General features: G+C 69.3%; 22 protein-coding genes. 10 read left to right on the top strand and 12 right to left on the bottom strand.

Annotated features, from left to right (window positions below):
• Positions 1-91: 91 nt before the first annotated feature.
• Genes cysS through G6N25_RS12235 form a run of 3 tightly spaced genes read left to right on the top strand, consistent with a single transcriptional unit; the run spans position 92 to position 3405 of the window.
• Positions 92-1498: a cysteine--tRNA ligase gene (cysS, locus tag G6N25_RS12225; protein ID WP_083073710.1), complete on the top strand. Its 1407-nt coding sequence runs from the start codon at positions 92-94 to the stop codon at positions 1496-1498.
• Positions 1499-2428 (top strand): 23S rRNA (guanosine(2251)-2'-O)-methyltransferase RlmB, encoded by a 930-nt coding sequence (gene rlmB / locus G6N25_RS12230; RefSeq protein WP_083073709.1) that lies wholly within the window; start codon positions 1499-1501, stop codon positions 2426-2428.
• Positions 2429-2433: 5 nt separating this feature from the next.
• Entirely contained in the window at positions 2434-3405 is a 972-nt protein-coding gene (locus G6N25_RS12235) for a glycerophosphodiester phosphodiesterase (RefSeq protein ID WP_083073708.1), read from the top strand.
• Positions 3406-3520: 115 nt separating this feature from the next.
• Here the strand turns inward: G6N25_RS12235 and G6N25_RS12240 are convergent, their stop codons facing one another.
• Genes G6N25_RS12240 through G6N25_RS12250 form a run of 3 tightly spaced genes read right to left on the bottom strand, consistent with a single transcriptional unit; the run spans position 3521 to position 6445 of the window.
• A complete protein-coding gene (locus G6N25_RS12240; protein WP_083073707.1) occupies positions 3521-4762 on the bottom strand; it encodes an SLC13 family permease in 1242 nt (413 codons plus the stop codon).
• A gap of 13 nt (positions 4763-4775) precedes the next feature.
• Positions 4776-5693 (bottom strand): MBL fold metallo-hydrolase, encoded by a 918-nt coding sequence (locus tag G6N25_RS12245; protein WP_083073706.1) that lies wholly within the window; start codon positions 5691-5693, stop codon positions 4776-4778.
• Positions 5687-6445, bottom strand: coding sequence for a LamB/YcsF family protein (locus G6N25_RS12250; RefSeq protein ID WP_083073705.1), 759 nt, complete (start codon positions 6443-6445; stop codon positions 5687-5689). Before G6N25_RS12250 ends, G6N25_RS12245 begins: the two co-directional genes overlap by 7 nt.
• A 116-nt stretch (positions 6446-6561) precedes the next feature.
• Between G6N25_RS12250 and G6N25_RS12255 the strand changes: the two genes are divergently transcribed.
• A complete protein-coding gene (locus G6N25_RS12255) occupies positions 6562-7641 on the top strand; it encodes a LacI family DNA-binding transcriptional regulator (RefSeq protein ID WP_083073704.1) in 1080 nt (359 codons plus the stop codon).
• 13 nt (positions 7642-7654) lie between these two features.
• Here G6N25_RS12255 and kstR read toward each other — a convergent pair whose 3' ends face one another.
• Positions 7655-8254 (bottom strand): cholesterol catabolism transcriptional regulator KstR, encoded by a 600-nt coding sequence (gene kstR / locus G6N25_RS12260; RefSeq protein ID WP_163672610.1) that lies wholly within the window; start codon positions 8252-8254, stop codon positions 7655-7657.
• Between the two features lie 313 nt (positions 8255-8567).
• Between kstR and G6N25_RS12265 the strand changes: the two genes are divergently transcribed.
• Positions 8568-10709 carry an acyl-CoA dehydrogenase gene (locus tag G6N25_RS12265; protein ID WP_083073702.1) on the top strand — a complete coding sequence of 714 codons (2142 nt, stop codon included), beginning with the start codon at positions 8568-8570 and terminating at the stop codon, positions 10707-10709.
• An 8-nt stretch (positions 10710-10717) separates the two neighbouring features.
• Here the strand turns inward: G6N25_RS12265 and G6N25_RS12270 are convergent, their stop codons facing one another.
• Entirely contained in the window at positions 10718-11251 is a 534-nt protein-coding gene (locus G6N25_RS12270) for a hypothetical protein (protein WP_083073701.1), read from the bottom strand.
• Positions 11252-11311: 60 nt separating this feature from the next.
• Positions 11312-12394, bottom strand: a complete 1083-nt coding sequence (locus G6N25_RS12275) for a ferredoxin--NADP reductase (RefSeq protein ID WP_083073700.1) — start codon at positions 12392-12394, stop codon at positions 11312-11314.
• 158 nt (positions 12395-12552) lie between these two features.
• Here G6N25_RS12275 and hsaA point away from each other — a divergent pair, with 158 nt between their 5' ends.
• The 4 genes from hsaA to hsaB are packed head-to-tail and all read left to right on the top strand — an operon-like array spanning position 12553 to position 16081.
• Positions 12553-13737: a 3-hydroxy-9,10-secoandrosta-1,3,5(10)-triene-9,17-dione monooxygenase oxygenase subunit gene (gene hsaA / locus G6N25_RS12280; protein WP_083073699.1), complete on the top strand. Its 1185-nt coding sequence runs from the start codon at positions 12553-12555 to the stop codon at positions 13735-13737.
• Between the two features lie 3 nt (positions 13738-13740).
• Complete coding sequence (hsaD, locus tag G6N25_RS12285) at positions 13741-14613, top strand: 4,5:9,10-diseco-3-hydroxy-5,9,17-trioxoandrosta-1(10),2-diene-4-oate hydrolase (RefSeq protein ID WP_083073698.1); 873 nt, start codon at positions 13741-13743, stop codon at positions 14611-14613.
• Entirely contained in the window at positions 14613-15515 is a 903-nt protein-coding gene (gene hsaC / locus G6N25_RS12290) for an iron-dependent extradiol dioxygenase HsaC (protein WP_083073697.1), read from the top strand. The genes hsaD and hsaC overlap by 1 nt, the downstream gene beginning before the upstream one ends.
• Positions 15516-15517: 2 nt before the next feature.
• Positions 15518-16081 carry a 3-hydroxy-9,10-secoandrosta-1,3,5(10)-triene-9,17-dione monooxygenase reductase subunit gene (hsaB, locus tag G6N25_RS12295; protein ID WP_083073696.1) on the top strand — a complete coding sequence of 188 codons (564 nt, stop codon included), beginning with the start codon at positions 15518-15520 and terminating at the stop codon, positions 16079-16081.
• A 199-nt stretch (positions 16082-16280) separates the two neighbouring features.
• Here hsaB and G6N25_RS12300 read toward each other — a convergent pair whose 3' ends face one another.
• Positions 16281-16724 (bottom strand): YybH family protein, encoded by a 444-nt coding sequence (locus G6N25_RS12300; RefSeq protein ID WP_083073695.1) that lies wholly within the window; start codon positions 16722-16724, stop codon positions 16281-16283.
• A 110-nt stretch (positions 16725-16834) separates the two neighbouring features.
• On the opposite strand from G6N25_RS12300, the gene G6N25_RS12305 reads away from it, so the two are divergent.
• Positions 16835-17677: an arylamine N-acetyltransferase family protein gene (locus tag G6N25_RS12305; protein WP_083073789.1), complete on the top strand. Its 843-nt coding sequence runs from the start codon at positions 16835-16837 to the stop codon at positions 17675-17677.
• Positions 17678-17694: 17 nt separating this feature from the next.
• Here the strand turns inward: G6N25_RS12305 and G6N25_RS12310 are convergent, their stop codons facing one another.
• Genes G6N25_RS12310 through fadD3 form a run of 5 tightly spaced genes read right to left on the bottom strand, consistent with a single transcriptional unit; the run spans position 17695 to position 23421 of the window.
• Positions 17695-18864 (bottom strand): pyridoxal phosphate-dependent aminotransferase, encoded by a 1170-nt coding sequence (locus G6N25_RS12310; protein ID WP_083073694.1) that lies wholly within the window; start codon positions 18862-18864, stop codon positions 17695-17697.
• Positions 18861-19817: an acyl-CoA dehydrogenase IpdE2 gene (ipdE2, locus tag G6N25_RS12315; protein ID WP_142272594.1), complete on the bottom strand. Its 957-nt coding sequence runs from the start codon at positions 19815-19817 to the stop codon at positions 18861-18863. Before ipdE2 ends, G6N25_RS12310 begins: the two co-directional genes overlap by 4 nt.
• Positions 19814-20755, bottom strand: coding sequence for an acyl-CoA dehydrogenase family protein (locus G6N25_RS12320; protein WP_142272593.1), 942 nt, complete (start codon positions 20753-20755; stop codon positions 19814-19816). The genes ipdE2 and G6N25_RS12320 overlap by 4 nt, the downstream gene beginning before the upstream one ends.
• On the bottom strand, positions 20752-21885 hold the full coding sequence (locus G6N25_RS12325; protein WP_083073692.1) for an acyl-CoA dehydrogenase family protein: 1134 nt from the start codon (positions 21883-21885) through the stop codon (positions 20752-20754). Before G6N25_RS12325 ends, G6N25_RS12320 begins: the two co-directional genes overlap by 4 nt.
• A gap of 12 nt (positions 21886-21897) precedes the next feature.
• Positions 21898-23421, bottom strand: coding sequence for a 3-((3aS,4S,7aS)-7a-methyl-1,5-dioxo-octahydro-1H-inden-4-yl)propanoate--CoA ligase FadD3 (gene fadD3, locus G6N25_RS12330; RefSeq protein WP_083073787.1), 1524 nt, complete (start codon positions 23419-23421; stop codon positions 21898-21900).
• Positions 23422-23536 lie beyond the last annotated feature (115 nt).

Below are 23536 nucleotides of genomic sequence, written 5' to 3' on the forward strand. Positions count from 1 at the left end.
CTGGCGTGACGCCCGCGGGCGGGGAGGTGTCCCCGGCCGCCACCCCTCGCCGTCGAGGGTCGCGGTAATTGGGCAGGTAAGCTGGCACGTCGTGACCGATCGCGCCCGCTTGCGGCTCCACGACACGGCGGCAGGTGCCGTGCGTGATTTCGTCCCGCTGCGCGACGGGCATGTCTCCATCTACCTGTGCGGCGCCACGGTTCAGGGGCAGCCGCATATCGGGCACGTCCGCAGCGGGGTGGCCTTCGACATCCTGCGCCGATGGCTGATCGCGCGCGGCTACGACGTCGCGTTCATCCGCAACGTCACCGACATCGACGACAAGATCCTCAACAAGGCCGCCGCCGCGGGCCGGCCGTGGTGGGAGTGGGCGGCCACCTACGAGCGCGCATTCAGCGCCGCCTACGACGCCCTGGACGTGTTGCCGCCGTCGGCGGAGCCGCGGGCCACCGGGCACATCACCCAGATGGTCGAACTGATGCAACGCCTGGTCGAGACGGGCCACGCGTACGCGGCCGGCGGCGACGTCTACTTCGACGTGCTCAGCTACCCGGAGTACGGTCAGTTGTCCGGGCACAAGATCGATGACGTCCATCAGGGCGAGGGCGTGGCCACCTGCAAGCACGACCAGCGCGACTTCACCCTGTGGAAGGCCGCCAAACCCGGCGAGCCGTCGTGGCCCACGCCGTGGGGCCGCGGGCGCCCCGGCTGGCACCTGGAATGCTCGGCGATGGCCCGCACCTATCTCGGCCCGGAATTCGATATCCATTGCGGCGGAATGGATTTGGTATTTCCGCACCACGAGAACGAGATCGCCCAGAGCCGCGCCGCCGGCGATGGATTCGCCCGCTACTGGCTGCACAACGGCTGGGTGACCATGGGCGGGGAGAAGATGAGCAAATCGCTGGGCAACGTGTTGGCCATACCGGCGATGCTGCAGCGGGTGCGGCCCGCCGAACTGCGCTACTACCTGGGCAGCGCCCACTATCGGTCGATGCTGGAATTCTCCGAAAACGCGCTGCAGGATGCGGTCAAAGCCTATGTCGGGGTGGAGGAATTCCTGCACCGGGTCCGCAGCCGGGTCGGTGCCGTCGAACCGGGCGAGTGGACGCGGAAGTTCGCCGAGGCGCTCGACGACGACCTGGCGGTGCCGATCGCCCTGGCCGAGGTGCACCACGCCCGCGCCGAGGGCAACCGGGCGCTCGACGCCGGCGACCACGAGGGCGCGCTCGCGCACGCCGGCGCGATCCGCGCGATGATGGGCATCCTGGGCTGCGACCCGCTCGACGAACGCTGGGAATCCCGCGACGAGACGTCGGCCGCCCTGGCCGCCGTCGACGTGCTGGTGCAGGCCGAACTCGAAAGCCGGGAAAAGGCTCGCCAACAACGCGATTGGGCGCTCGCCGACGAGATCCGGGAGCGGCTGAAAAACGCCGGGATCGAGGTCACCGACACCGCCGACGGGCCGCAGTGGACGTTGGGTGGTGACGGCAACTAGATGGCCGGCAACTCGCGACGCCGCGGGGCGGTGCGCAAATCCGGCACCAAGAAGGGCCCCACCGTCGGCTCGGGCGGCCAGCGCCGCCGCGGGCTGGAGGGGCGCGGTCCCACCCCGCCGGCGCACCTGCGCCCCAACCACCCCGCCGCCAAGCGCGCCCAACCACGGTCGCGCCGCCCGGCCAAACGCACCGATGAGACCGAAACGGTGCTCGGCCGCAACCCCGTGCTGGAGTGTCTGCGCGCCGGTGTCCCGGCGACCGCGCTCTACGTGGCGCTGGGCACCGAGGCCGACGAGCGGCTCACCGAATCCGTGGCCCGCGCCGCCGATTTGGGCGTCGCGATCCTCGAGGTGCCGCGCACCGACCTGGACCGGATGACCGCCAACCACCTGCACCAGGGCATCGCGTTGCAGGTGCCGCCGTACAACTACGCCCACCCCGACGACCTGCTCGCGGCCGCCACCGGCGCGCCGCCGGCGCTGTTGGTCGCGCTGGACAACATCTCGGATCCGCGCAACCTCGGCGCCATCGTGCGCTCGGTGGCGGCGTTCGGCGGCCACGGTGTGCTGATCCCGCAGCGACGCTCCGCGTCGGTGACGGCGGTGGCGTGGCGCACCAGCGCCGGGGCCGCGGCCCGCGTGCCGGTGGCGCGGGCCACCAATCTCACCAGGGCCCTGAAGGATTGGGCCGCGGGCGGGTTGCGCGTCGTCGGGCTGGACGCCGGCGGCGACACCGCGCTCGACGACCTGGACGGCGCCGACCCGCTGGTGGTGGTCGTCGGGTCGGAGGGCAAGGGGCTGTCCCGGTTGGTGCGGCAGACCTGCGACGAGGTGGTGTCGATCCCGATGGCGGGCCACACCGAGTCACTGAATGCCTCGGTGGCCGCCGGGGTGGTGCTCGCCGAAATCGCCCGTCAGCGTCGGAGTTAACGGCCGTGCCGGGCTGGCTCGCGCGCCTCGGCGCCGTGCTGGCTTGCGTTACGCTTCTCGCGCCGCCGCCGACGGCGTCACCGCAAGCCCCCGACTTCGATCTGCAGGCGCATCGCGGCGGCCGCGGCGAGACGACCGAGGAATCGCTGCGCGCGTTCGCCAAGTCGCTCGAACTCGGGGTCAGCACACTCGAACTCGACGTCGGCATCACCAAGGACGGCCAGCCCCTGGTGTGGCACGACCCGGCGATCGATGCGGAAAAGTGCGCCGACACGGGGCCGGCGTTCGCGGGCGACCCGGCGTATCCCTACGTCGGGAAGCTGGTGCACGAGCTCACGCTTGTCCAGATCCGCACGCTCGACTGCGGTAAGCGGCTCGCTGAATTTCCGGATGCTGAAGTGGTGCGCGGCAACAAGATAGCGACGTTGCCCGACGTGTTCGCGCTCACCGACTCCTATCACGCCGCGGTGCGCTTCAATATCGAGACCAAGGTCGAGGCCGACAAGCCGGGCGCCTCGGCGGAGCCGCAGGAATTCGTCGACGTGATACTGGCCGCGGTCAGGTCGGCGGGCAAGGTCGACCGCGTGGAGATCCAGAGCTTCGACTGGCGAACCCTGCCCATGGTGCGCCGGGTGGAGCCCTCAATCCCGTTGGTGGCCCTGTATGACGAGGAGACCTGGGCGCCGGGTTCGCCGTGGCTGACCGGCACCAACGCCGCCGACCCGATGATCGGTGCGTTGCTGGTGGGCGCCAACATCGTCTCGCCCAACTACGCCCTCGTCACCGGCAAACCGTATGTCGACCATGCGCATTCGTTGGGGCTCAAGGTCATTCCGTGGACCGTCAACGACGCCGAAGCCATGCGCGAGCAAATCGCCTACGGCGTCGACGGCGTCATCACCGACTACCCGACGCTGCTGCGCGGCGTGCTGGCCGAGCTCGGCATGCCCCTGCCGCCGGCCTACCGCCGCAGCTAGCGCGAGCTGGGGGCACCGCCGCAGCTAGCGCGAGCAGACGCAGAATCGCCCAATTCGCAACGCAAATAGGCGATTCTGCGTCTGCTCGCGCCGCTAGCGCGCCATTAGCGCGCCGTTAGGCGCCCAGCAGCCGCGCGGATGCCCACAGCGCGAGCACCGCCAGCGCCAGCGACGCGGGCACGGTGCACAACCCGAGGCGGGTGTACTCGCCGACGCCGGCATCGACGTCGTGCTGGCGCAGCACGCGCCGCCACAACAGATTCGACAGTGAACCGACGTAGGTCAGGTTGGGGCCGATGTTCACCCCGATCAGCACCGCGAGAATGGCCACCGGCCCACCGGGCGCGACCAGCGGCAGCAACACCAGCGTGGCGGGCAGGTTGTTGACGACGTTGGCCAACACGGCCGCTATCGCCGCGATCGCGAGCAACGCAAACAGTCCCGAACCGGACGGCAACACCGCAGACATCGCCCTGTCCATCCCGTCGAGCATGACCGCCCGCACCACGACGCCCAACGCCAGCACGAACACCAGGAACGATGCATGCGCCGAGCGCCCGATGTCCACCAGCGAGGTGTGCCGACGGCGCAGGCTGCGCACCGCCAGCACCGAGGCGCCGGCCAGGGCCACCCACGCCGGGGCCACCCCCACGGATTGGGCGACCGCGAACCCGCCGAGGGTCAGCCCGACGACCACCAACACGAACACCGGTGGCCGCGGCGCCGGCCCGCGTCGCTCCGGGTCGGGCTGGACGCGCAAGTCGCCGGCGAAAAACCGGCGAAAGACGACGTAGAGCGTGGCCACCGCGGCCAGCCACGGCAACGCCATCAACGACGTGAACTTGGTGAACGAGATGTTGGCGAGGTGAAAGGCCAGCAGGTTGGTCAGATTCGACACCGGCAGCAGCAGCGAGGCGCCGTTGGCCAAGTGAGCGGTGGCATAGGCGTAGGGCCGCACCCGGGTGCGCAGCCGGCGGACCGCGGCCAGCACCACCGGGGTCAGCAACACCACGGCGGCGTCGAGGCTCAGCACGGCCGTGATGACGGAGGCGATGACGAACACCCGCCGCAGCAGGCCGCCCGACCCGACGCGCCCACGGGCGATCACCGCGCCCGCCGCCTCGAACAGGCCCTCGTCGTCGCACAGCTTGGCCATCACCAACACCGCGCCCAGGAACGCGACCACCCCGGACAGGTCGGCGACCTCCTCGGCCGCCTCACGCAGCGGGATCGCGCCGACCGCCACCACGATGACGGCGGCCGGAACCGCCGCCGCGGCCTCCGGCCAGCCCCGCGGGCGGGCGACCGCGAAACCGAGCACAGCGGCAAGCAGCAACAGCGCAACGGTCAGTGCCAACGTCTAGACCACTTCACGCCCAAGGGTTTTCGCGTTGCCAGACCGTCGGCAAGTGCAGCGCGACACCGTCGCGCCCGGCCAGCTCGTCGAGGATCCGGATGGACACGTCCAGGTCGTCGCCCGCGTAGGGCAAGGCCCGCAGGGGCTTTGACAAGGGGCGAAAGAAGTCGTCCCAGTGGATGAGGATCACCCGGCGCGCGCCGACGGCGCGCACGGTCTCGGCCCAGTAGTCGACCAGATAGGACCGCGGCCGCAGGCCCAGCTGGCCGACGCCGAGGTAGACCGCATCGGCGCGCTGACCGGTCAGCGCCCCCTCGACGAAACCGGCGCTGCCCTGGATCAGCAGCCGCCGGCCCGACGGCCGGTGGTGCACCAGCGTCGACCACGCCTCGCCGCAGCGGTAGGCCGACGCCCTCGCCGGCGGGGTCAGCGGCGCGCCGATCACACCGGGAAACCGGTCCGGCGGGCAGTGGTGCGATTCCACCAGCGTCACGTCGTAGGCGCCCAGCCCGATCGGCTCACCGGACACCGCGACGACCAGCCGATCCTCGGGCAGCCCGTATCCCCGCCCGACGTTGGCCGCGGACTCACCGCCCACCAGCCGGGCGCCGGTGCGGTCGGCGACCAGCGCGGAGTCCAGCACGTGATCGATGTGGGTGTGCACCGGGATGACGGCCTCCAGCCGGGACACCCCGGCGCGGGCCAGGCAGCCGTCCACCCGGGCCGCCGACGGCGCCACCCTGCCCGCCGCGACCCGCGTCAGGCCGGGCCGCGAAAAGTAGCCGTCGGTCATCAGCGCGGACGACCCGTCGTCGAGCAGCAGCGTCGCCACGCCCATCCAGGTCACCGAGAGCGCATCGGCTTCGGCGGCGGGCACGTCGAATCGGTGCGAATGCCGCGCGAGATCGGGTCGGCCCAGTCGCATCAGCAGAACGCCCTGATATCGGTGCCGGCCGCCTGGAGCCGGTCGCGCACCGCGGTCGCGATCTGTACCGCGCCCGGCGAATCACCGTGCACGCAAACCGATTCCACGCTGACCGCGACCGGGGTGCCGTCGATCGCGGTGACCCGTCCCGAGGTCACCATGTTGACCACGCGGTCGGCGATCGCCGCCGGATCGTTTAGCACCGCGCCCGGTTCGCGACGGGACGCCAGCCGGCCGTCGGGCCGGTAGGCGCGGTCGGCGAACGCCTCGGCCACCGTGCGCAACCCGACGCGGCCGGCCTCGTCGAAGAACGCCGAACCGGCGATGCCCAACACCGGCAGCGTGGGGTCGGCCAGGCGCACCGCCTCGGCCACCGCGGCGGCCTGCTCGCGGTCGCCGACGATCGTGTTGTACAGCGCGCCATGGGGTTTGACGTAGCGCACCGAAGAGCCGGCGGCCGCCGCGATGCCCTGCAACGCGCCGATCTGATACACGACGTCGGCGACAAGATCTTCGGCGGCGACGTCGATGAAGCGCCGGCCGAAACCGGCCAGGTCGCGATAGCTGACCTGCGCTCCGATCCGTACGCCGCGGTCGGCGGCCGACCGGCACACCCGCAACAGCCCGGCGGGGTCTCCGGCATGGAAACCGCACGCCACGTTGGCGCTGGTGACGATCCCGAGCATGGCGTCGTCGTCCCCGAGGCGCCAGACGCCGAAGCCCTCGCCCAGGTCGGCGTTGAGGTCGATCCCTGCCACCCGCCCAGCTTATTGCGGGCCCACCGCCCACGACACCAATGAAAACCGTTTCCATTAGAAGGTGTCGGGCCAAGCCGCGTGTGGTCGACCGCCGGGCCGCTGTAGCCTCACCGAACGTGAGTCCCACACCGCGCCGGCGTGCGACTCTGGCGTCGCTAGCCGACGAATTGAAGGTCTCGCGCACCACGATCTCGAATGCCTTCAACCGACCGGATCAGCTCTCCGCCGACCTGCGTGAGCGGGTGCTCGCGACGGCGAAGCGGCTGGGTTATCCGGGGCCCGACCCGCTGGCGCGATCGTTGCGGACCCGCAAAGCCGGTGCGGTCGGCTTGGTGATGGCCGAACCGCTGACCTACTTCTTCAGCGACCCCGCGGCGCGGGATTTCGTTGCGGGAGTGGCGCAATCGTGCGAGGAGCTGGGGCAGGGGCTACTGCTGGTCGCCGTCGGGCCCAGCCGCAGCCTCGAGGACGGAACGGCGGCCGTGCTCGGCGCCGGCGTGGATGGATTCGTGGTGTATTCGGTCTGCGACGACGATCCCTACCTGCAGGTGGTGCTGCAGCGGCGGTTGCCGATCGTGGTGGTCGACCAGCCCAAAGGGCTCTCCGGGGTGTCCCGGGTCGGCATCGACGACCGGGCGGCGATGCGCGAGCTGGCCGACTACGTGCTCGGGCTGGGGCACCGCGAGATCGGGTTGCTGACCATGCGGCTGGGCCGGGACCGCCGCCAAGGTCTGGTGGACGCCGACCGGTTGCGGTCGCCGGCCTTCGACGTGCAACGCGAGCGCGTCATCGGCGTGTGGGAGGCGATGACGGCCGCCGGCGTCGACCCGGATTCGCTGACGGTGGTGGAGAGCTACGAGCACCTGCCGGAATCGGGCGGCGCCGCAGCCAAGGCCGCGCTGGAGGCCAACCCGCGGATCACGGCGCTGATGTGCACCGCGGACATCTTGGCCCTGTCCGCCATGGATTACCTTCGCGCACATGGCATTTACGTGCCGGGTCAGATGAGCGTCACCGGATTTGACGGCGTGCCCGAGGCGATCAGCCGTGGGTTGACGACGGTCGCGCAGCCGAGCCTGCAGAAGGGCCGCCGGGCGGGCGAATTGCTGCTGAAGCCGCCGCGATCGGGCCTGCCGGTCGTCGAACTGCTGGACACCGAGCTGGTTCGCGGCCGCACCGCCGGCCCGCCGGCGTAGGTCCGGCCGGACGCTAGGCGCTTTCCATGTCGCCGATCAACAACCGCATGGCCAGGTCCAGCCGCTTGCTGACGTCGGTCGCCGAGGCCCGCCGGGTCAGCCAGGCGAGCAGGTTCGACAGCCACACGTCGGAGATCACCCGGGCGATGTGGTACTGGTCCTCCGTCGGTTCGCCGTCGGCCATCGCGCGCGCGAACATGCTGTCGATGAGCTTCTCGACCTGGTCGACCTCACTGGCCGCCGAGGCGTCGGCGAAAACGTAGGCGCGCGCCATCGCCTCGGTCAGCAGCGGATTGCGCTGCATCGCGCGGTTGAGCTTGCCGACCATTAGGTTCAGGCGCTGGAACGGGGTGTCCCCGGCAACCGCCGGGCGGTCGGCCCTGGTGTCGATGCGGCTGAACTCGCGGCCCAGGGCCGAGACCAGCAGGTGCACCTTCGACGGGAAGTACCGGTACAGCGTCCCCACCGCCACGGCGGCCCGGTCGGCCACGGCGCGCATCTGGACCGCTTCGTAGCCGCCCTTGGACGCGATGGCCAGTGTGGCGTCCAGGATCCGCTTGCGGCGTTCCCGTTGCGCCTCCGAGCCGAGTTCGGACTCAGTGAGTACCGCCACGTTCATGACCTCGCGCGGCTGCGAGTCGGAAACGCCGGCCGGGTTCGGGTTCGCTGACGACATGTGAGGAGGTGCTCCTTTTTCAGGTGGTTTGTTCGCAAACGATACGCATGATGCGCGTAAATTTCCCACCTCCCCGCGGCAATGACGACCACGTGTACTGCTGTAATGACGTTCGACTTGACGTTCGATCGCTGGCACTATTAGAACACGTTCTAATCCATTTGTAAGGCGGATGTGTAGCAACTCGAGGTGGGGCCCCGCCGGCGGGGGACTCGGACATTCAGAATCAGGGACGCGGAGGGCACAAAGGGTGGTAGCGACCGTCACCGACGAACAGTTCGCGGCGCGTGCGCTGGTGCGCGACTGGGCCCGCAATCCGACGTCGGGGCCGGGCGGGACCGCGGCGATCCGCGAGGTCGAGCAGGGTAAGGCCGACGCCTGGCGGCCGGTGTTCGCGGGCCTGGCCGACCTGGGGCTGTTCGGGGTGGCGATTCCGGAGGAGCGCGGCGGGGCGGGCGGCAGCATCGAGGATCTGTGCGCGATGGTCGAGGAGGCGGCCAAGGCGCTGGTGGCCGGGCCGGTCGCGACCACCGCGCTGGCCAGCGTCGTCCTCTCCGAGGGCGGCTCCTCTCCCGAAGTGCTGGCCGCGCTGGCCTCCGGGGAACGCTTCGCCGGGGTGGCGCTCGAGGACCCGGAAGGCTCCGTGCGGTTCGACGGCGAGACCTCGCGGGCGTCGGGCACCCTGCCGTGGGTGCTGGGCGCGGCGGAGGGCGGCGTCCTGATCCTGCCCGCCGGCGGAAAGACGCTGCTGGTCGACGCGGACGGCGACGGCGTGCGGATCGAGCCGCTGGAGGCCACCGACTTTTCCCGGCCGCTGGCCCGGATAGTGCTGACGTCGGCGCCCGCAACGGTGCTCGCGGTCCCACGGCAGCGCGTCGAGGAACTGACCGCGACCGTGCTGGCGGCCGAGGCGGCCGGCTTGGCCCGGTGGTCGCTGGACACCGCGGTGGCCTACGCCAAGGTGCGCGAGCAGTTCGGCAAGCCGATCGGCAGCTTCCAGGCCATCAAGCACCTGTGCGCCGAGATGCTGTGCCGCGCCGAGCAGGCCGAGGTGGCCGCCGCCGACGCCGCCCGCGCGGCGGACTGCGACCCGGACCAGTTCTCGATCGCGGCGGCCCTGGCCGCGAGCGTCGGCATCGCCGCCGCGAAGGCCAACGTCAGGGACTGCATCCAGGTGCTCGGCGGCATCGGCTGCACCTGGGAGCACGACGCGCACCTGTACCTGCGGCGGGCGCACGGCATCGGCCGGTTCCTCGGGGGTGCCGAGCGCTGGCTGCGCCGCATCACGGCGCTGACCCAGGACGGCGTCCGGCGCCGGCTGGGCATCGACCTCACCGAGGTGGAGGGCCTGCGACCCGAAATCGCCGTGGCCGTCGCCGAGGTCGCCGCGCTGCCCAAGGAAAAGCGCCAGGTGGCCCTGGCCGAGGCGGGACTGCTGGCGCCGCACTGGCCGGCGCCGTACGGGCGCGCCGCGTCACCGGCCGAGCAGCTGCTGATCGATCAGGAGATGTCGGCGGCCGGCGTGGTGCGCCCGGACCTGGTGATCGGCTGGTGGGCGGCGCCGACCATCCTCGAGCACGGCACGCCCGAACAGGTCGAGCGCTTTGTGCCGGCCACCCTGCGCGGCGAATTCCTGTGGTGCCAACTGTTTTCCGAACCGGGAGCCGGCTCGGACCTGGCGTCGCTGCGGACCAAGGCCGTGCGGGGTGACGGTGGCTGGCTGCTCACCGGGCAGAAGGTGTGGACGTCGGCGGCGCACAAGGCGCGGTGGGGTGTGTGCCTGGCCCGCACCGACCCGGACGCCCCGAAGCACAAGGGCATCACCTACTTCCTGCTGGACATGCAATCGCCCGGCATCGAAATCCGGCCGCTGCGCGAGATCACCGGCGACTCGCTGTTCAACGAGGTCTTCCTGGACAACGTGTTCGTCCCCGACGAGATGGTGGTCGGCACGGTGAACGACGGCTGGCGGCTGGCCCGCACCACGCTGGCCAACGAGCGCGTGGCGATGGCCACCGGCACCGCGCTGGGCAACCCGATGGAAGAGCTGCTCAGGTTGCTGGGGGAGATCGATCTCGACGTCGCCCAGCAGGACCGGCTCGGGCGGCTGATCGTCACCGCCCAGACCGGCGCGCTGCTGGACCAGCGCATCGCCCAGCTCGCGGTGGGCGGCCAGGACCCCGGGGCGCAGTCCAGCGTGCGCAAGCTCATCGGCGTCCGCTACCGGCAGGCGCTGGCCGAATACATGATGGACGTCTCCGAGGGCGGCGGCCTCGTCGCCAATCACGCGGTATTCGACTTTCTCAACACCCGCTGCCTCACGATCGCCGGCGGCACCGAGCAGATCCTGCTCACGGTCGCCGCCGAACGGCTGCTGGGCCTGCCGCGCTAGGAGAACTCTCAGGAGAAGGTGGTCTGTGCGCAGGTGCTCGGTGAGGTGGTGTTGATCCCGCCGTAGACCACCTGGATGTGGGTGCACACGATGACGTTGACGTCGGTCTTGGGCTGGCCCGTCGACCAGTCGGTGGAATCGATGCGCCCGGTCGTCTGGTACTTGTCCGGCGGTCCCTCACCGAAGTACACGGTGGTGATCTCGTCACTGCCCATGGCCTTGTTCACCCGCTCGAACTGCCCGGCCGCGTGCGCATCGAGGTAGGCCATCCGATTCGACGAGCGGACCTCGGTGGTCTGGCGCGCCCACAACCCCGCCGGGAAGCCGGTCACCCCATCGGGCGTACGCACATCGGCCCCGGCGATGAAGTCACAGTGCCCATCGGCTTTAAAACAATTGAGGAAGGCATGCGTCTCCAACTGATTGGGGCCATCCAACGGAAACAAGGTGGTGGCGGTGTTGCTCGCCGCCACACACACCGGGGCGGACTGAAACGCCAACGCGCCCCCGACGATCGCAAACCCCGCTACCAGCCGCCTCATCCCGCTCACCCTATCCCTTTAGCCAGGTCCCGCCGCCAAAAGCAGACCTTAACTCCGCGACTACTCGTCGTAGGTGACTTCCACCGAATCAGATTCCGGGCGAGATTGACAGGCCAAAATCAGGCCTTCGTCGAGATCCTGCTGCTCCAGGACGTCGTTGACCTCCATGTTCACCTTGCCGCTGCGCAGGGTGCAGGCACACGCGCCGCAGTGACCCTCGCGGCAGGAGAACGGGGCGTCGAGCCCCTTGGCGAGCAGGACGTCGAGCAGCTTGGCGTTGCGTGGCCACGACACCGTGTGGGTTTCGCCGTCCAGCTGCACCACGGCGGTGGCCGGCGGCTCGTCGCCCTCGGCGGCATCCTCGAGCTTCACCGCCGCGAACGGATCGGAAGCCAGCGACTTGAACACCTCGATATGTATTTGCGGCGCGGGCACTTTCAGCGTTTCCAGCGCCTCGCGGGCCGCGTCCATGAACGGGCCGGGCCCACAGATGTACACGGGCCGGCCGGCGTAGGGGGCCGCCAGCTTCGCCAGCGCGGTGGCGCTGGGCAGTCCCTGCAGCGATTCCAGCCAGTGCACCACCGTGAGCCGGTCGGGATACTTGGCGGCCAGCTCGCGCAACGCGTCGGAGAAAATCACCGAGCGGTCGTCGCGGTTGGCGTAGAGCAGCGTCACCTGCCCGCCGCCCTCGGCGAGCGCCGACTTGCAGATCGACATGATCGGGGTGACGCCGCTGCCGGCCGCCATCAGCAGGAAGTCGTCGTCGAGCGTCTTGGGCACGAAGTTGCCCGACGGCGCCAGCACGTGGATGCGCATGCCTGCCTGCGCGTGGTCGCACAGCCAGTTGGACGCGTATCCGTCCGCGGTCCGCTTCACCGTGACGGTGAGCGCGTCGCCGGTGAACGGCGAGCTGCACAGCGAATAGCAGCGGGCCACCGAGCCGGTGCGCTCGCTGGGGACGCGCAGCGTCAGGAACTGGCCGGGCGCGTAGCTCAGCCGCCCCGGCGGGATGTCCGGATCGCCGGGCGCGTCGGGCACCGCGAAGACCAGCGATCGCGCCTCGTCGGTTTCGTCGACGACCTCGGCGATCTGCAGTTCAAGGACGTGGTCGCCGAGTGGCTCGTCGGGAATTGCCTCGGTCAAGCCCGGTCCTCCCTTATCATCACAACTAGAACATGTTACAGAAAAGCGGATTCCTACCGCTACCAGCCGCAGGAATACCCTGCTCGACACGAATCGGAACGTGTTCTAGTCTCTGGTGTAAGTCCACTGTGTAAGTCTGGCCCAGGAGGCAAACTTAAGTGACGTCCATTCAACAGCGTGATGCGCAGTCGGTTTTGGCTGGGATCGATGGTTTGCTTCCGCGGATTCGGGAGCGCGCTCAGGCGACGGAGGATCTGCGCCGCCTGCCCGACGAGACCGTTCAGGATCTCGAGGACATCGGGTTCTTCACCCTTTTGCAGCCAGAGCAGTGGGGCGGGTTGCAGTGCGATCCCACGCTGTTCTACGAGGCGGCGCGGCGGCTGGCGAGTGCCTGCGGTTCCACCGGCTGGGTGAGCTCGATCATCGGCGTGCACAACTGGCACCTGGCGCTGTTCGACCAAAAGGCCCAGGACGAGGTCTGGGGCGACGACCCGAAGACGCGGATCTCGTCGTCGTACGCGCCGATGGGCGCGGGCGTCGTGACCGACGGTGGCTACCTGGTCAACGGCTCGTGGAACTGGTCGTCGGGATGCGACCACGCGACCTGGGCGTTCCTCGGCGGCCCGGTCATCAAGGACGGCCGCCCCGTCGACTTCGGCAGCTTCCTGATCCCGCGCACCGAGTACCGCATCGACGACGTGTGGCACGTCGTCGGCCTGCGCGGCACCGGCAGCAACACGGTCGTCGTCAAGGACGTCTTCGTGCCCCGGCACCGGTTCCTGTCCTACAAGGAGATGAACGACCACACGGCGGCGGGTCTGCAGAACAACACCGCCCCGGTTTACAAGATGCCCTGGGGCACAATGCATCCCACCACCATTTCGGCGCCGATCGTCGGAATGGCCTACGGCGCCTACGACGCGCACGTCGAGCACCAGGGCAAGCGGGTGCGGGCGGCGTTCGCCGGGGAGAAGGCCAAGGACGACCCGTTCGCCAAGGTCCGCATCGCCGAAGCGGCCAGCGACATCGACGCCGCGTGGCGTCAGCTGATCGGCAACGTCGGCGACGAGTACGCCTTGTTGGCCGCGGGCAAGGAGATCCCGTTCGACCTGCGCGCCCGTGCGCGTCGTGACCAGGTGCGCGCCACCGGCCGGTCGATCGCCTCGATCGACCGGCTGTTCGAGGCGTCGGGTGCCACCGCGCTCGCCAATGACGCCCCCATTCAACGGTTTTGGCGGGACGCGCACGCCGGCCGGGTGCATGCCGCCAACGACCCCGAGCGCGCCTACGTGATCTTCGGGAACAACGAGTTCGGGTTGCCGCCTGGCGACACCATGGTCTAGTTCATGACCGCCACAGAGGAATTGACGTTCGAATCCACCTCGCGTTTCGTGGAGGTGGACGTGGACGGGCCGCTGAAGCTGCACTACCACGAGGCCGGGGTCGGCAACGAGCAGACGGTGGTGCTGCTGCACGGCGGCGGTCCCGGGGCGGCGAGCTGGACGAATTTCTCGCGCAACATCCCGGTGCTGGCTCGGCAGTTTCACGTGCTGGCCGTCGATCAGCCGGGGTACGGCCACTCCGACAAGCGTGCCGAGCACGGGCAGTTCAACCGCTACGCCGCCAGGGCGCTCAAGGGCCTCTTCGACGAGCTTGGTCTGAAACGCGTTCCGCTGGTGGGCAATTCGTTGGGCGGCGGCACCGCGGTCCGGTTCGCTCTGGACCATCCCGATCGAGCGGGGCGCCTGGTGTTGATGGGCCCCGGCGGGCTGAGCGTCAACCTGTTCGCGCCCGACCCGACCGAGGGTGTCAAGCGGCTGTCGACGTTCTCCATGTCGCCCACCCGCGAGAACCTTGAGGCCTTCCTGCGGGTGATGGTCCACGACAAGAGCCTGATCACCCCGGAGCTGGTGGACCAGCGTTTCGCCCTGGCCAACACGCCGGAATCGCTGACGGCGACCCGGGCGATGGGAATGTCGTTCGCCGGGGCCGACTTCGAGCTGGGCATGATGTGGCGCGAGGTGTACAAGCTGCGCCAACCGGTGCTGCTGATCTGGGGACGTGAGGACCGGGTCAACCCGCTGGACGGCGCGCTGGTGGCGCTGAAGACCATTCCGCGTGCGCAGCTGCACGTTTTCGGGCAGTGTGGACACTGGGCGCAGGTGGAGAAGTTCGACGAGTTCAACAAGCTGACGATCGATTTCCTGGGAGGTGCGTGATGAGCATCCGGTCGCTGGGCTACCTGCGCATCGAGGCCACCGACATGGCCGCCTGGCGCGAGTACGGCCTGAAGGTGCTCGGCATGGTCGAGGGCAAGGGCAACACCGAGGGTGCGCTGTATCTGCGGATGGACGATTTCCCGGCGCGCCTGGTGATCGTGCCGGGCGAGCACGACCGGCTCGTTGAGGCGGGTTGGGAATGCGCGAATGCCGAAGGCCTGCAGGAGATCCGGAATCGGCTCGAGGTGGAGGGCACACCGTACAAGGAGGCCACCGCCGCCGATCTGGCGGAACGCCGCGTCGACGAGATGATTCAGTTCTCCGACCCGTCGGGCAACTGTCTGGCTGTCTTCCACGGCGCCGCGCTGGAACACCGTCGGGTGGTCAGCCCGTACGGGCACAAGTTCGTCACCGGCGAGCAGGGCCTGGGGCACGTGGTGCTCACCACCCGCGACGACGCCGAGGCGTTGCACTTCTACCGGGATGTGCTCGGCTTCACGCTGCGTGACTCGATGCGGATGCCACCGCAGGTGGTCGGGCGTCCGGCGGACGGGCCGCCGGCGTGGCTGCGCTTCTTCGGCTGCAACCCGCGCCACCACAGCCTGGCGTTTCTGCCGCTGCCGACGCCCAGCGGGATCGTGCACCTGATGGTCGAGGTGGAAGAGGCCGACGACGTCGGCCTGTGCCTGGACCGGGCGTTGCGCCGCAAGGTGCCGATGTCGGCCACCCTGGGCCGCCACGTCAACGACCTGATGCTGTCGTTCTACATGAAGACCCCGAGCGGGTTCGACATCGAATTCGGCTGCGAGGGCAGGAAAGTCGACGACAACGACTGGATCGCCCGGGAAAGCACCGCCGTCAGCCTGTGGGGTCACGACTTCACCGTGGGCATGCCCGGCTGATCATGTCGTCGCAGATCGATCCGCGAGCCTTCCGGCAGGTGCTGGGTCAGTTCTGTACCGGGATCACCATCATCACCACCGTGCACGACGACGCGCCGATCGGCTTTGCGTGCCAATCGTTCGCGGCGCTGTCGCTGGATCCACCGCTGGTGTTGTTCTGCCCCACCAAGGTGTCGCGGTCCTGGAAGGCCATCGAGGCCAGCGGCCGGTTCTGCGTGAACGTGCTGACCGAGAAGCAGAAGCACGTCTCGGCGCGGTTCGGGTCGAAGGAACCCGACAAGTTCGCCGGAATCGATTGGCATGCCTCAGGACTCGGTTCGCCGATCATCGACGGTTCGCTGGCCTACATCGACTGCACGGTGGCGTCCGTACACGACGGCGGGGATCACTTCGTGGTGTTCGGCGCCGTCCAAAGCCTGTCGGAGGCCCCCAAGATCAAGCCACGGCCGCTGCTGTTCTATCGCGGTGACTACACCGGCATCGAACCCGACAAGACCACGCCGGCCCAGTGGCGCGATGACCTGGAGGCGTTCCTGACCACGACCACCCAGGACACCTGGCTCTGAGTTCCGCCCCGAGCGCGACGGCGCCAAATGTGTGGCGGCCCCGCGTTGTCGGGAATGCGTTGTGTCATGCGCTCACCGGCCGCGGCTGCCGTTCGACGATGGGGTCCGACCCGATGGCCGGCTGAGGGGGCGGGCCATCGGGTCGGTCCGTCTCCACCGGTTCCCCATATTAGACAGATATCAAACAAGCGACGGATCGCTAGTGCTCGTAGGTCGTCTCGGTGTTGGCGTCCTGGAACATCTCCGAGACGATGAGCCAGGATCCGTCGTCCTGCCGCTGAAGGGCGCGCAACGAGAAGTTGTCGCGGTCAATCGTTCCGCCGCCGACCAGTCCCTGGCCCTTCACCTTGAGATGTGCCGAAACGAGGACCACGTCGGGCATGAGCACCCGGAAACTCGTCTCCGGCGGGCCGGCGAGCTCGCCCCGGTTGAAGTTGTCGTCGCGGAACAGGCCGGTGAGGTAATCGACGATTTCGTCGCGTCCGTGTTTGACGGTGCCGAAGGCGTTCACCCAGTCGGCGTCGTCGGAGTACACGCCCCGCAGGGGTTCGGCGTCGCGATCGTCGAACGACTTCAACAACGTCAGCAGCGTCCTGCCGATCGCTTCCTGATCCGCAGGCGGCAGCTCTGAGAAGTCGGTCATGCGTAATCACCCGTCGCGGTGCCGTAGTCGTTGTGTGGTCGCTGGCCCGACTGAGGGTAGCGGCTCGAGACCTTGCGGCTATGACTTTTCGGCGAATGCAGAATGGCTACATGACCTTGGACCTGATCGGATACTTCGACCGCATCAACCATCGCGGCGCCGCGGAGCCGAGCCTCGCCGTCCTTCAAGACCTGGTGACCGCTCACACGCAAGCGATTCCGTTCGAGAACCTCGATCCGGTGATGGGGGTGCCGGTCGACGACCTGAGCCCCGACGCCCTTGCCGACAAGCTGGTTCGCCGGCGCCGGGGCGGCTATTGCTACGAGCACAACGGGCTGATGGGCTACGTGCTCTCCGAAGTCGGGTTCCGGGTGCGGCGACTGGCCGGCCGAGTGATCTGGATGCGCCCACCCGACGCCCCGACGCCGGCGCAGACGCACACGGTGCTGGCGGTCACGTTCCCCGGATCGCAGGGGTCATACCTCGTCGACGTCGGCTTCGGCGGCCAGACACCGACCTCGCCCCTCCGCATCGAAACCGGCAGCGTCCAACAGACAGCGCACGAGCCGTACCGGCTCGAGGACCGCCGCGACGGGCTGGTCCTGCAGGCCCTGATCCGGAACGAGTGGGTGCCTCTCTACGAGTTCACCATGCGGACCCCGCCGGAGATCGACCTGAAAGTGGGTAGCTGGTTCGTCTCGACCCATCCCTCGTCGCACTTCGTGACCGGCCTGATGGCCGCGCGGGTCACCGACGACGCCCGGGTGAACTTGGCCGGCCGCAAGCTGAGCATTCACCGCGCCGACGGCAGCGAGGTAGTCCACCTGCGCGATGCGGGCGCGGTCGTCGACGCCCTCGGTGACCGGTTCGGCATCAACGTGGCCGACACCGGCGAGCGGGGCGCGCTCGAAGCCCGCATCGACGCGATCCTCGCCGCCGAGGACGGCGGCTAGGTCCGCGTCGCCCGCTTCTATTCTCGGGCGGCAAGCCAGGGCCCCATTCGACGCAGGCCCTCCTCGATGTCGGTCGTGGGTCCGGCGAACGACAGCCGGACGAACGAATTGCCGCGCGTGGTGTCGAAGTCGATGCCCGGCGCGATCGCAACGCCGGTGTCGGCCAGTAACTTTGAGCAGAACGCCAGCGAGTCGTCGGTAAAGTCCGAGACGTCGGCGTAGACGTAGAACGCGCCGTCGGTGGGTGCCAGCCGCTCGATGCCGATCCGGCGCAGCCCGTCGAGCAGCAGCGAGCGATTGGTCGTGTAGTGCCGCAGGTTGCCGTCCGCTTCGGCGGTCGCCTCCGGGGTGAACGCCGCCACCGCGGCGAGCTGCGACAGCACCGGCGGGCAGATCGTGAAATTGCCGGTCAGGCAGTCGACCGCGCGGCGCAGCTCCGGGGGCACCAGCAGCCAGCCCAGTCGCCAGCCCGTCATCGCGTAGTACTTGGAAAAGCTGTTGACCACCACCGCGTTTCGTGACGTCTGCCAGGCGCAGCTGGTCGGCGGCGCCCCCTGATAGACCAGGCCGTGGTAGACCTCGTCGCTGATCAGCCGCGCCTCGGAGGCATCACACCAGGACGCGATCGCGGCCAGCTCGGCCGGTGGTATGACGGTCCCGGTGGGATTGGCCGGGCTGGCGACGATGACGCCTTGCACCGGAGGGTCGAGCTCGGCGAGCAGCTGCGCGGTGGGCTGGAAGCGGGTCTCCGGTCCGCATGCGATGTCCACCACCTCACATCCCAGCGCCGAGAGGATATTTCGGTAGCAGGGGTAGCCGGGGCTGGCCAGCGCCACCCGGTCACCCACGTCGAAGCACGCCAGGAAGGCGAGGAGGAACCCGCCCGAGGAGCCCGTGGTCACGACGACGGCGTCGGGCTCGACGTCGATTCCGTGTTGACGTTGGTAGTCGGCCGCGATGGCGGCGCGCAGCTCGGGGATGCCCAGCGCGACGGTGTAACCCAGCTGGTTGATGCGCAGCGCGGCGGCCGCCGCCGCGCGCACCGGCTCCGGCGCTCCCACGCTGGGCTGGCCCGCCGACAGGTTCACCAGGTCGCCATGGCTGCGCTGGCGCTCCGCGGCGGCCAGCCAGACATCCATCACATAGAAGGGTGGGATGCCGGCGCGCAGCGCGACGTGGTCGGTCACGGCGTTTCGAGCACCTCAGATTCCAGTTGGCGCAACAGTTCTCGCGATGATCTCAGCAGGTGTGCGCTGCCGTGCGCGCGTTTGAAGTACAGGTGCATGTCGTGTTCCCAGGTGATGGCGATGCCGCCGTGTAGCTGGATGCCTTCGGCGGCCACGGCGCACAGCGCCTCGCTGGCGGCCAGGCGCGCGGTGGCGGCGTTGGTGGGGCTGGGGTCGTCGCACGCGTCATTGACGACGGCCTTCGCAGCGGAGATCGCGACGTACAGGTCGGCCATCCGGTGCTTGAGTGCCTGGAAGCTGCCGATCGGACGGCCGAATTGCACTCGGCTCTTGGTGTATTCGACGGTCAGTTCCAGGCAGCGTTCGGCGGCGCCGATCTGCTCGGCCGCCAGCAGGATTGCCGCGAGGTCGGCCAGGCCCGGGTCGGGGCCGATCGGCTCGGTCTCCTCCGCCTTGACCCGCGCCAGGCGCCGGGTCGGATCCATGGTGGTGACGGGCTCCGCGGCGAATCGAGTCCACCGGATCAGCTGTCCGTCTTCGACCGCGACCACGACGTCGGCGATGTCGCCGTTGACCACATAATCGGCATCGAGCACCAGCGCGCCGATCGAGCTGCCCTCGGCAAGGCCGCCCAGGGTCTCGGCGTCCGGCTCCGGCGCGGCCAACAGCGCCAGCTCCGCCAGCGTGGTCCCCAGCAGCGGGGAGGGCACCAGGTTGCGGCCCAGTTCCCGCAAAACCGTTGCCGCGTCGGCCAATTCGCCGCCCGCGCCGCCGAGCTCCTCGGGTATCACCAGCGCGGCGGCACCGACCTGTTCACACAGCAGCCGCCACAGCGACTCGTCGTAGCCGCGGTCGGACTCCATCGCGGCACGCACCGCGGCCGGGTCCGCGTGCTTGGCCACCAAGGCGGCGACGGTTTCGCGCAGCAGCTCTCGCTCTTCGGTCATGCTCATAGCGCCTCCAGCACCCGCCGCCGATGTGCCTCGGGGGTACCCCAGGCCGAGCGTAATGCCTGCACGCGCAGCAGCCATAGGGACAGGTCGTGTTCCTGGGTGAACCCGATCGCGCCATGCGTTTGCAACGACGCGCGCGCCGCCAGCAGGGCCGCCTCGGACGCCGCGGCTTTGGCCGCGCTGACATCGCGGGACTCCAACGACAAGGCCGCGCCATACACCAGCGGGCGGGCCAGTTCGACGGCGATGTGCACGTCGGCCAGCTTGTGCTTGATCGCCTGATACGAGCCGATCACCCGGCCGAACTGGCTCCGCTGCTTGGCGTAGTCGACGGCGCCGTTCAGCAGCGCCTCCGTGGCCCCGACCAGCTGCGCCGCGGTGGCCAGCGCCCCGAACTCGAAGGCGCGCTTGACGTCCGCTTGCCAGGCGTTCCCCGTCGCGGTCAGGTCGTAGAGGCGGCGGCTGGGGTCGACGGACGCGTGCCTTTCGCCCACTTGGGCTTCGGTGACGTCTTTGTCGGTGGCCAGCAGCACCAGCCCCGCCGCATCGGCGTCGACGGCGCGCGGCATATGCGGCGGCAGCGCGACGGTGGCGATCAGCTCGCCCGAAGCCAGCCCGACGCTGCGCTCGTCGTCTACCAACAAGATCGGCGCGACGGCGATGGATTCGGCAACCGGGCCCGGAACGCACCAGCGGCCCAGCCGTTCGAGGGCGACCACCAGATCGACGGGATGGGCGTCGATGCCGTCGAATTTCTCCGGCACGGCCAGCGCGGTGACGCCCAGGTCGGCCAGCTGCTCCCATACCTTGCGGCCGGGCGCGAGGTCACCCGCCGACCAGGCGCGGACGGCGCCCGGCAGGTCCGCCGCGCCCAGCGCGGCGTCGATGCTGGCCGCGAAGTCGCGCTGCTGTTCGTCCAGTTCGAATTCCACGGTCACTTCTTCTCTCGCGGCAGGCCCAGCAGGCGTTCGGAGATGATGTTGCGCTGGATCTCGTTGGTACCGGCGTAGATCGGGCCGCCCAGCGCGAACAGCAGGCCCTCGGTCCACGGGCCGGCGAGCTCGCCGTCCGCGCCGAGAACGTCGAGCGCGGTCTGGTGTATCGCCACGTCAAGGTCGGACCAGAACACCTTGGTCACCGACGATTCGGCGCCGAGTTCGCCGCCGGCGGCCAGCCTGGTCACCGTGCCGAAGGTCTGCAGTCGGTAGGCCTGCGCCTTGATCCACGCGTCGGCGACCCGGTCGGCGAATGCCTCCGGCGAGCCGCCGTCCTTCCACAGCCGCACCAGTCGCTCGGCGGCCGCCAGGAAGCGGGCCGGGCTGCGCAGCGACATGCCGCGCTCGTTGCTCGACGTGCTCATGGCGGCCCGCCAGCCGTCGTTGGGTATGCCGATCACGTCCTCGTCGGGCACGAAGGCGTCGTCGAGGAAGATCTCGCCGAAGCCGGTGTCGCCGCCGAGCTGGACGATCGGTCGCACGGTGACGCCCTTGGCGTTCAGGTCGAACATGAGATAGGTCAGGCCGTTGTGCCGCTCGGCCGCGGGGTCGGACCGGAACAGCCCGAATCCCCTCTCGGCGAACGGCGCCCGCGAGCTCCAGATCTTCTGCCCGTTCAGCAGCCAGCCGCCGTCGGTCCTCGTCGCGGTGGACCGCAGCGACGCCAGGTCGCTGCCGGATTCGGGCTCCGACCACGCCTGCGCCCAGATCTGTTCGCCGCTGGCCATTTTGGGCAGTATCCGGTCCCGCTGCTCCTCGGTGCCGTGCGCGAACAGCGTCGGCGCCAGCATGGACGTGCCGTTGGCGCTGGCCCGCCCCGGCGCCCCGGCGCGGAAGTACTCCTCCTCGAACACCACCCAGTGCAGCAGCGGCGCGTCGCGGCCCCCGTACTTCTTCGGCCAGGTGATCACCGACAGTCCGGCGTCGAACAGCACGCGGTCCCAATGCCGGTGCTGGGCAAAGCCTTCCGCGTTGTCGTAGGACTTCGTCGGGATCGATTCGGCGTTGGCCGAGAGGAAGTCCCGCACCTCGGCCTGGAAGGCCAGCGTCTCTTCGTCTAGTGCTAGGTCCATGTGAAATCCAATTCAGGCCAACTCTCGCAGTTGTGGTTTGAGCACCTTGCCGCCGGGATTGCGCGGCAGCGCGTCGACGAACCGCACCGACCGCGGTGCCTTGAAGTTCGCCAAATGCTCACGGGTGTAAGCGATCACGGATTGCTCATCGAGATCGACGCCGGGCCGGGTGACCACGAACGCCCGGCCGACCTCGCCCAGCCGCTCGTCGGGCACCCCGATCACCGCGGCGTCGGCCACCCCCTCCATCCGGGCCAGCACCTGCTCGACCTCGGCGGGGTAGACGTTGAACCCGCCGCAGATGTACATGTCCTTGAGCCGGTCGGTGATGCGCAGGTTGCCGGCCTCGTCGACGGCGCCGATGTCTCCGGTGTGCAGCCAGCCGTCGGCGTCGATGGCCGCGGCGGTGGCCTCCGGGTCGTCGAGGTAGCCCAGCATCACGTTCGGCCCGCGCAGCAGGACTTCGCCGGATTCGCCGGGAGCCGCCCCGTCGATGCGCAACTCGAAGCCGGCGAACGGGCGCCCGCAGGTGGTGGCCACGGTCACCGCGTCGTCGTCGACGCGGCACATGGTGCCCATGCCGTTGGCCTCGGTCAGGCCGTAGGCGGTCAGCACGATGTCGATGTCGAGCTCGGACTGCATGCGTTCCACCAGCACGACCGGGACGGTGGCCGCACCGGTGACCGCGAACCGCAGCGAGCTCAGGTCGTAGTCGTGGCGCGCCGGATGGTCCAGCAGCATCTGGTAAATCGTTGGGGGCCCGGGCAATACGGTGATCCGGTGTTGTTCGATGGCCTGCAGTGCGCGCAGCGGGTCGAACGTCAGGTGCGGGATCAGCGTCGCGCCGGTCTGCAGGCAGGCCAGGATGCCGGCCTTGTAGCCGAAGTTGTGGAAGAACGGGTTGATGCACAGGTAGCGGTCGTCGCTGGTGATCTTGCCGTTGGCCGCCCACGACGCCGACGCCGACAGCGATTGCCGATGGGCACACAGCACGCCTTTGCTGCGGCCGGTGGTGCCGGAGGTGAACAGGATGTCGCTGATGTCGTCGGGTGTGACGGCGGCGGCGCGGGAGGCCGCCGCGTCGGCGGCCCCGGATTCTGAACCGCGCGCGATGAACTCGTCCCACGTCCCGTCGTGCGCCTCGATCGGTATCCGCACGATGTGCCGCAGCGCGGGCAGCGCGCCGCGATCCAGTTCGGCAACGCGATCGTGGCCGAGGAACTGGCCCATCGCGAACAACACCGGCGCACCGGTGCGGGCCAGGATGTCGCCGGCCTCCTCGGCGGTGTAGCGGGTGTTCAGCGGCACCATGGCCGCTCCGGCGTGGTGAATAGCCAGGCAGGCGACCACCCAATGCCAGGTGTTGGGCGACCAGATGGCCACCCGGTCTCCGGGCTGGACGCCGAGCGCGATCAGCGCGGCCGCGGCTCGGTGCACCTCGTCGCGCAGCGCCGCCGCGGTGAAGCTGCGGTCGTCGGTGATCAGCGCGTCGTGGTCGGGCAGCTGCCCCGCGAAACGATCCAGCGCCGCCGGCATCGTTCGCGAGCTGGGGGCACCGCCCGCTTGCGAGCGTGCGTGTTTGTACAGCGACACGCCGTGGTTGCTGGCATTCTGCGCACGCTCGTCGGTGATGGCCCGGCTCCTCCTCACG

It is taken from the genome of Mycobacterium heidelbergense (assembly GCF_010730745.1).
Lineage (GTDB): Bacteria > Actinomycetota > Actinomycetes > Mycobacteriales > Mycobacteriaceae > Mycobacterium > Mycobacterium heidelbergense.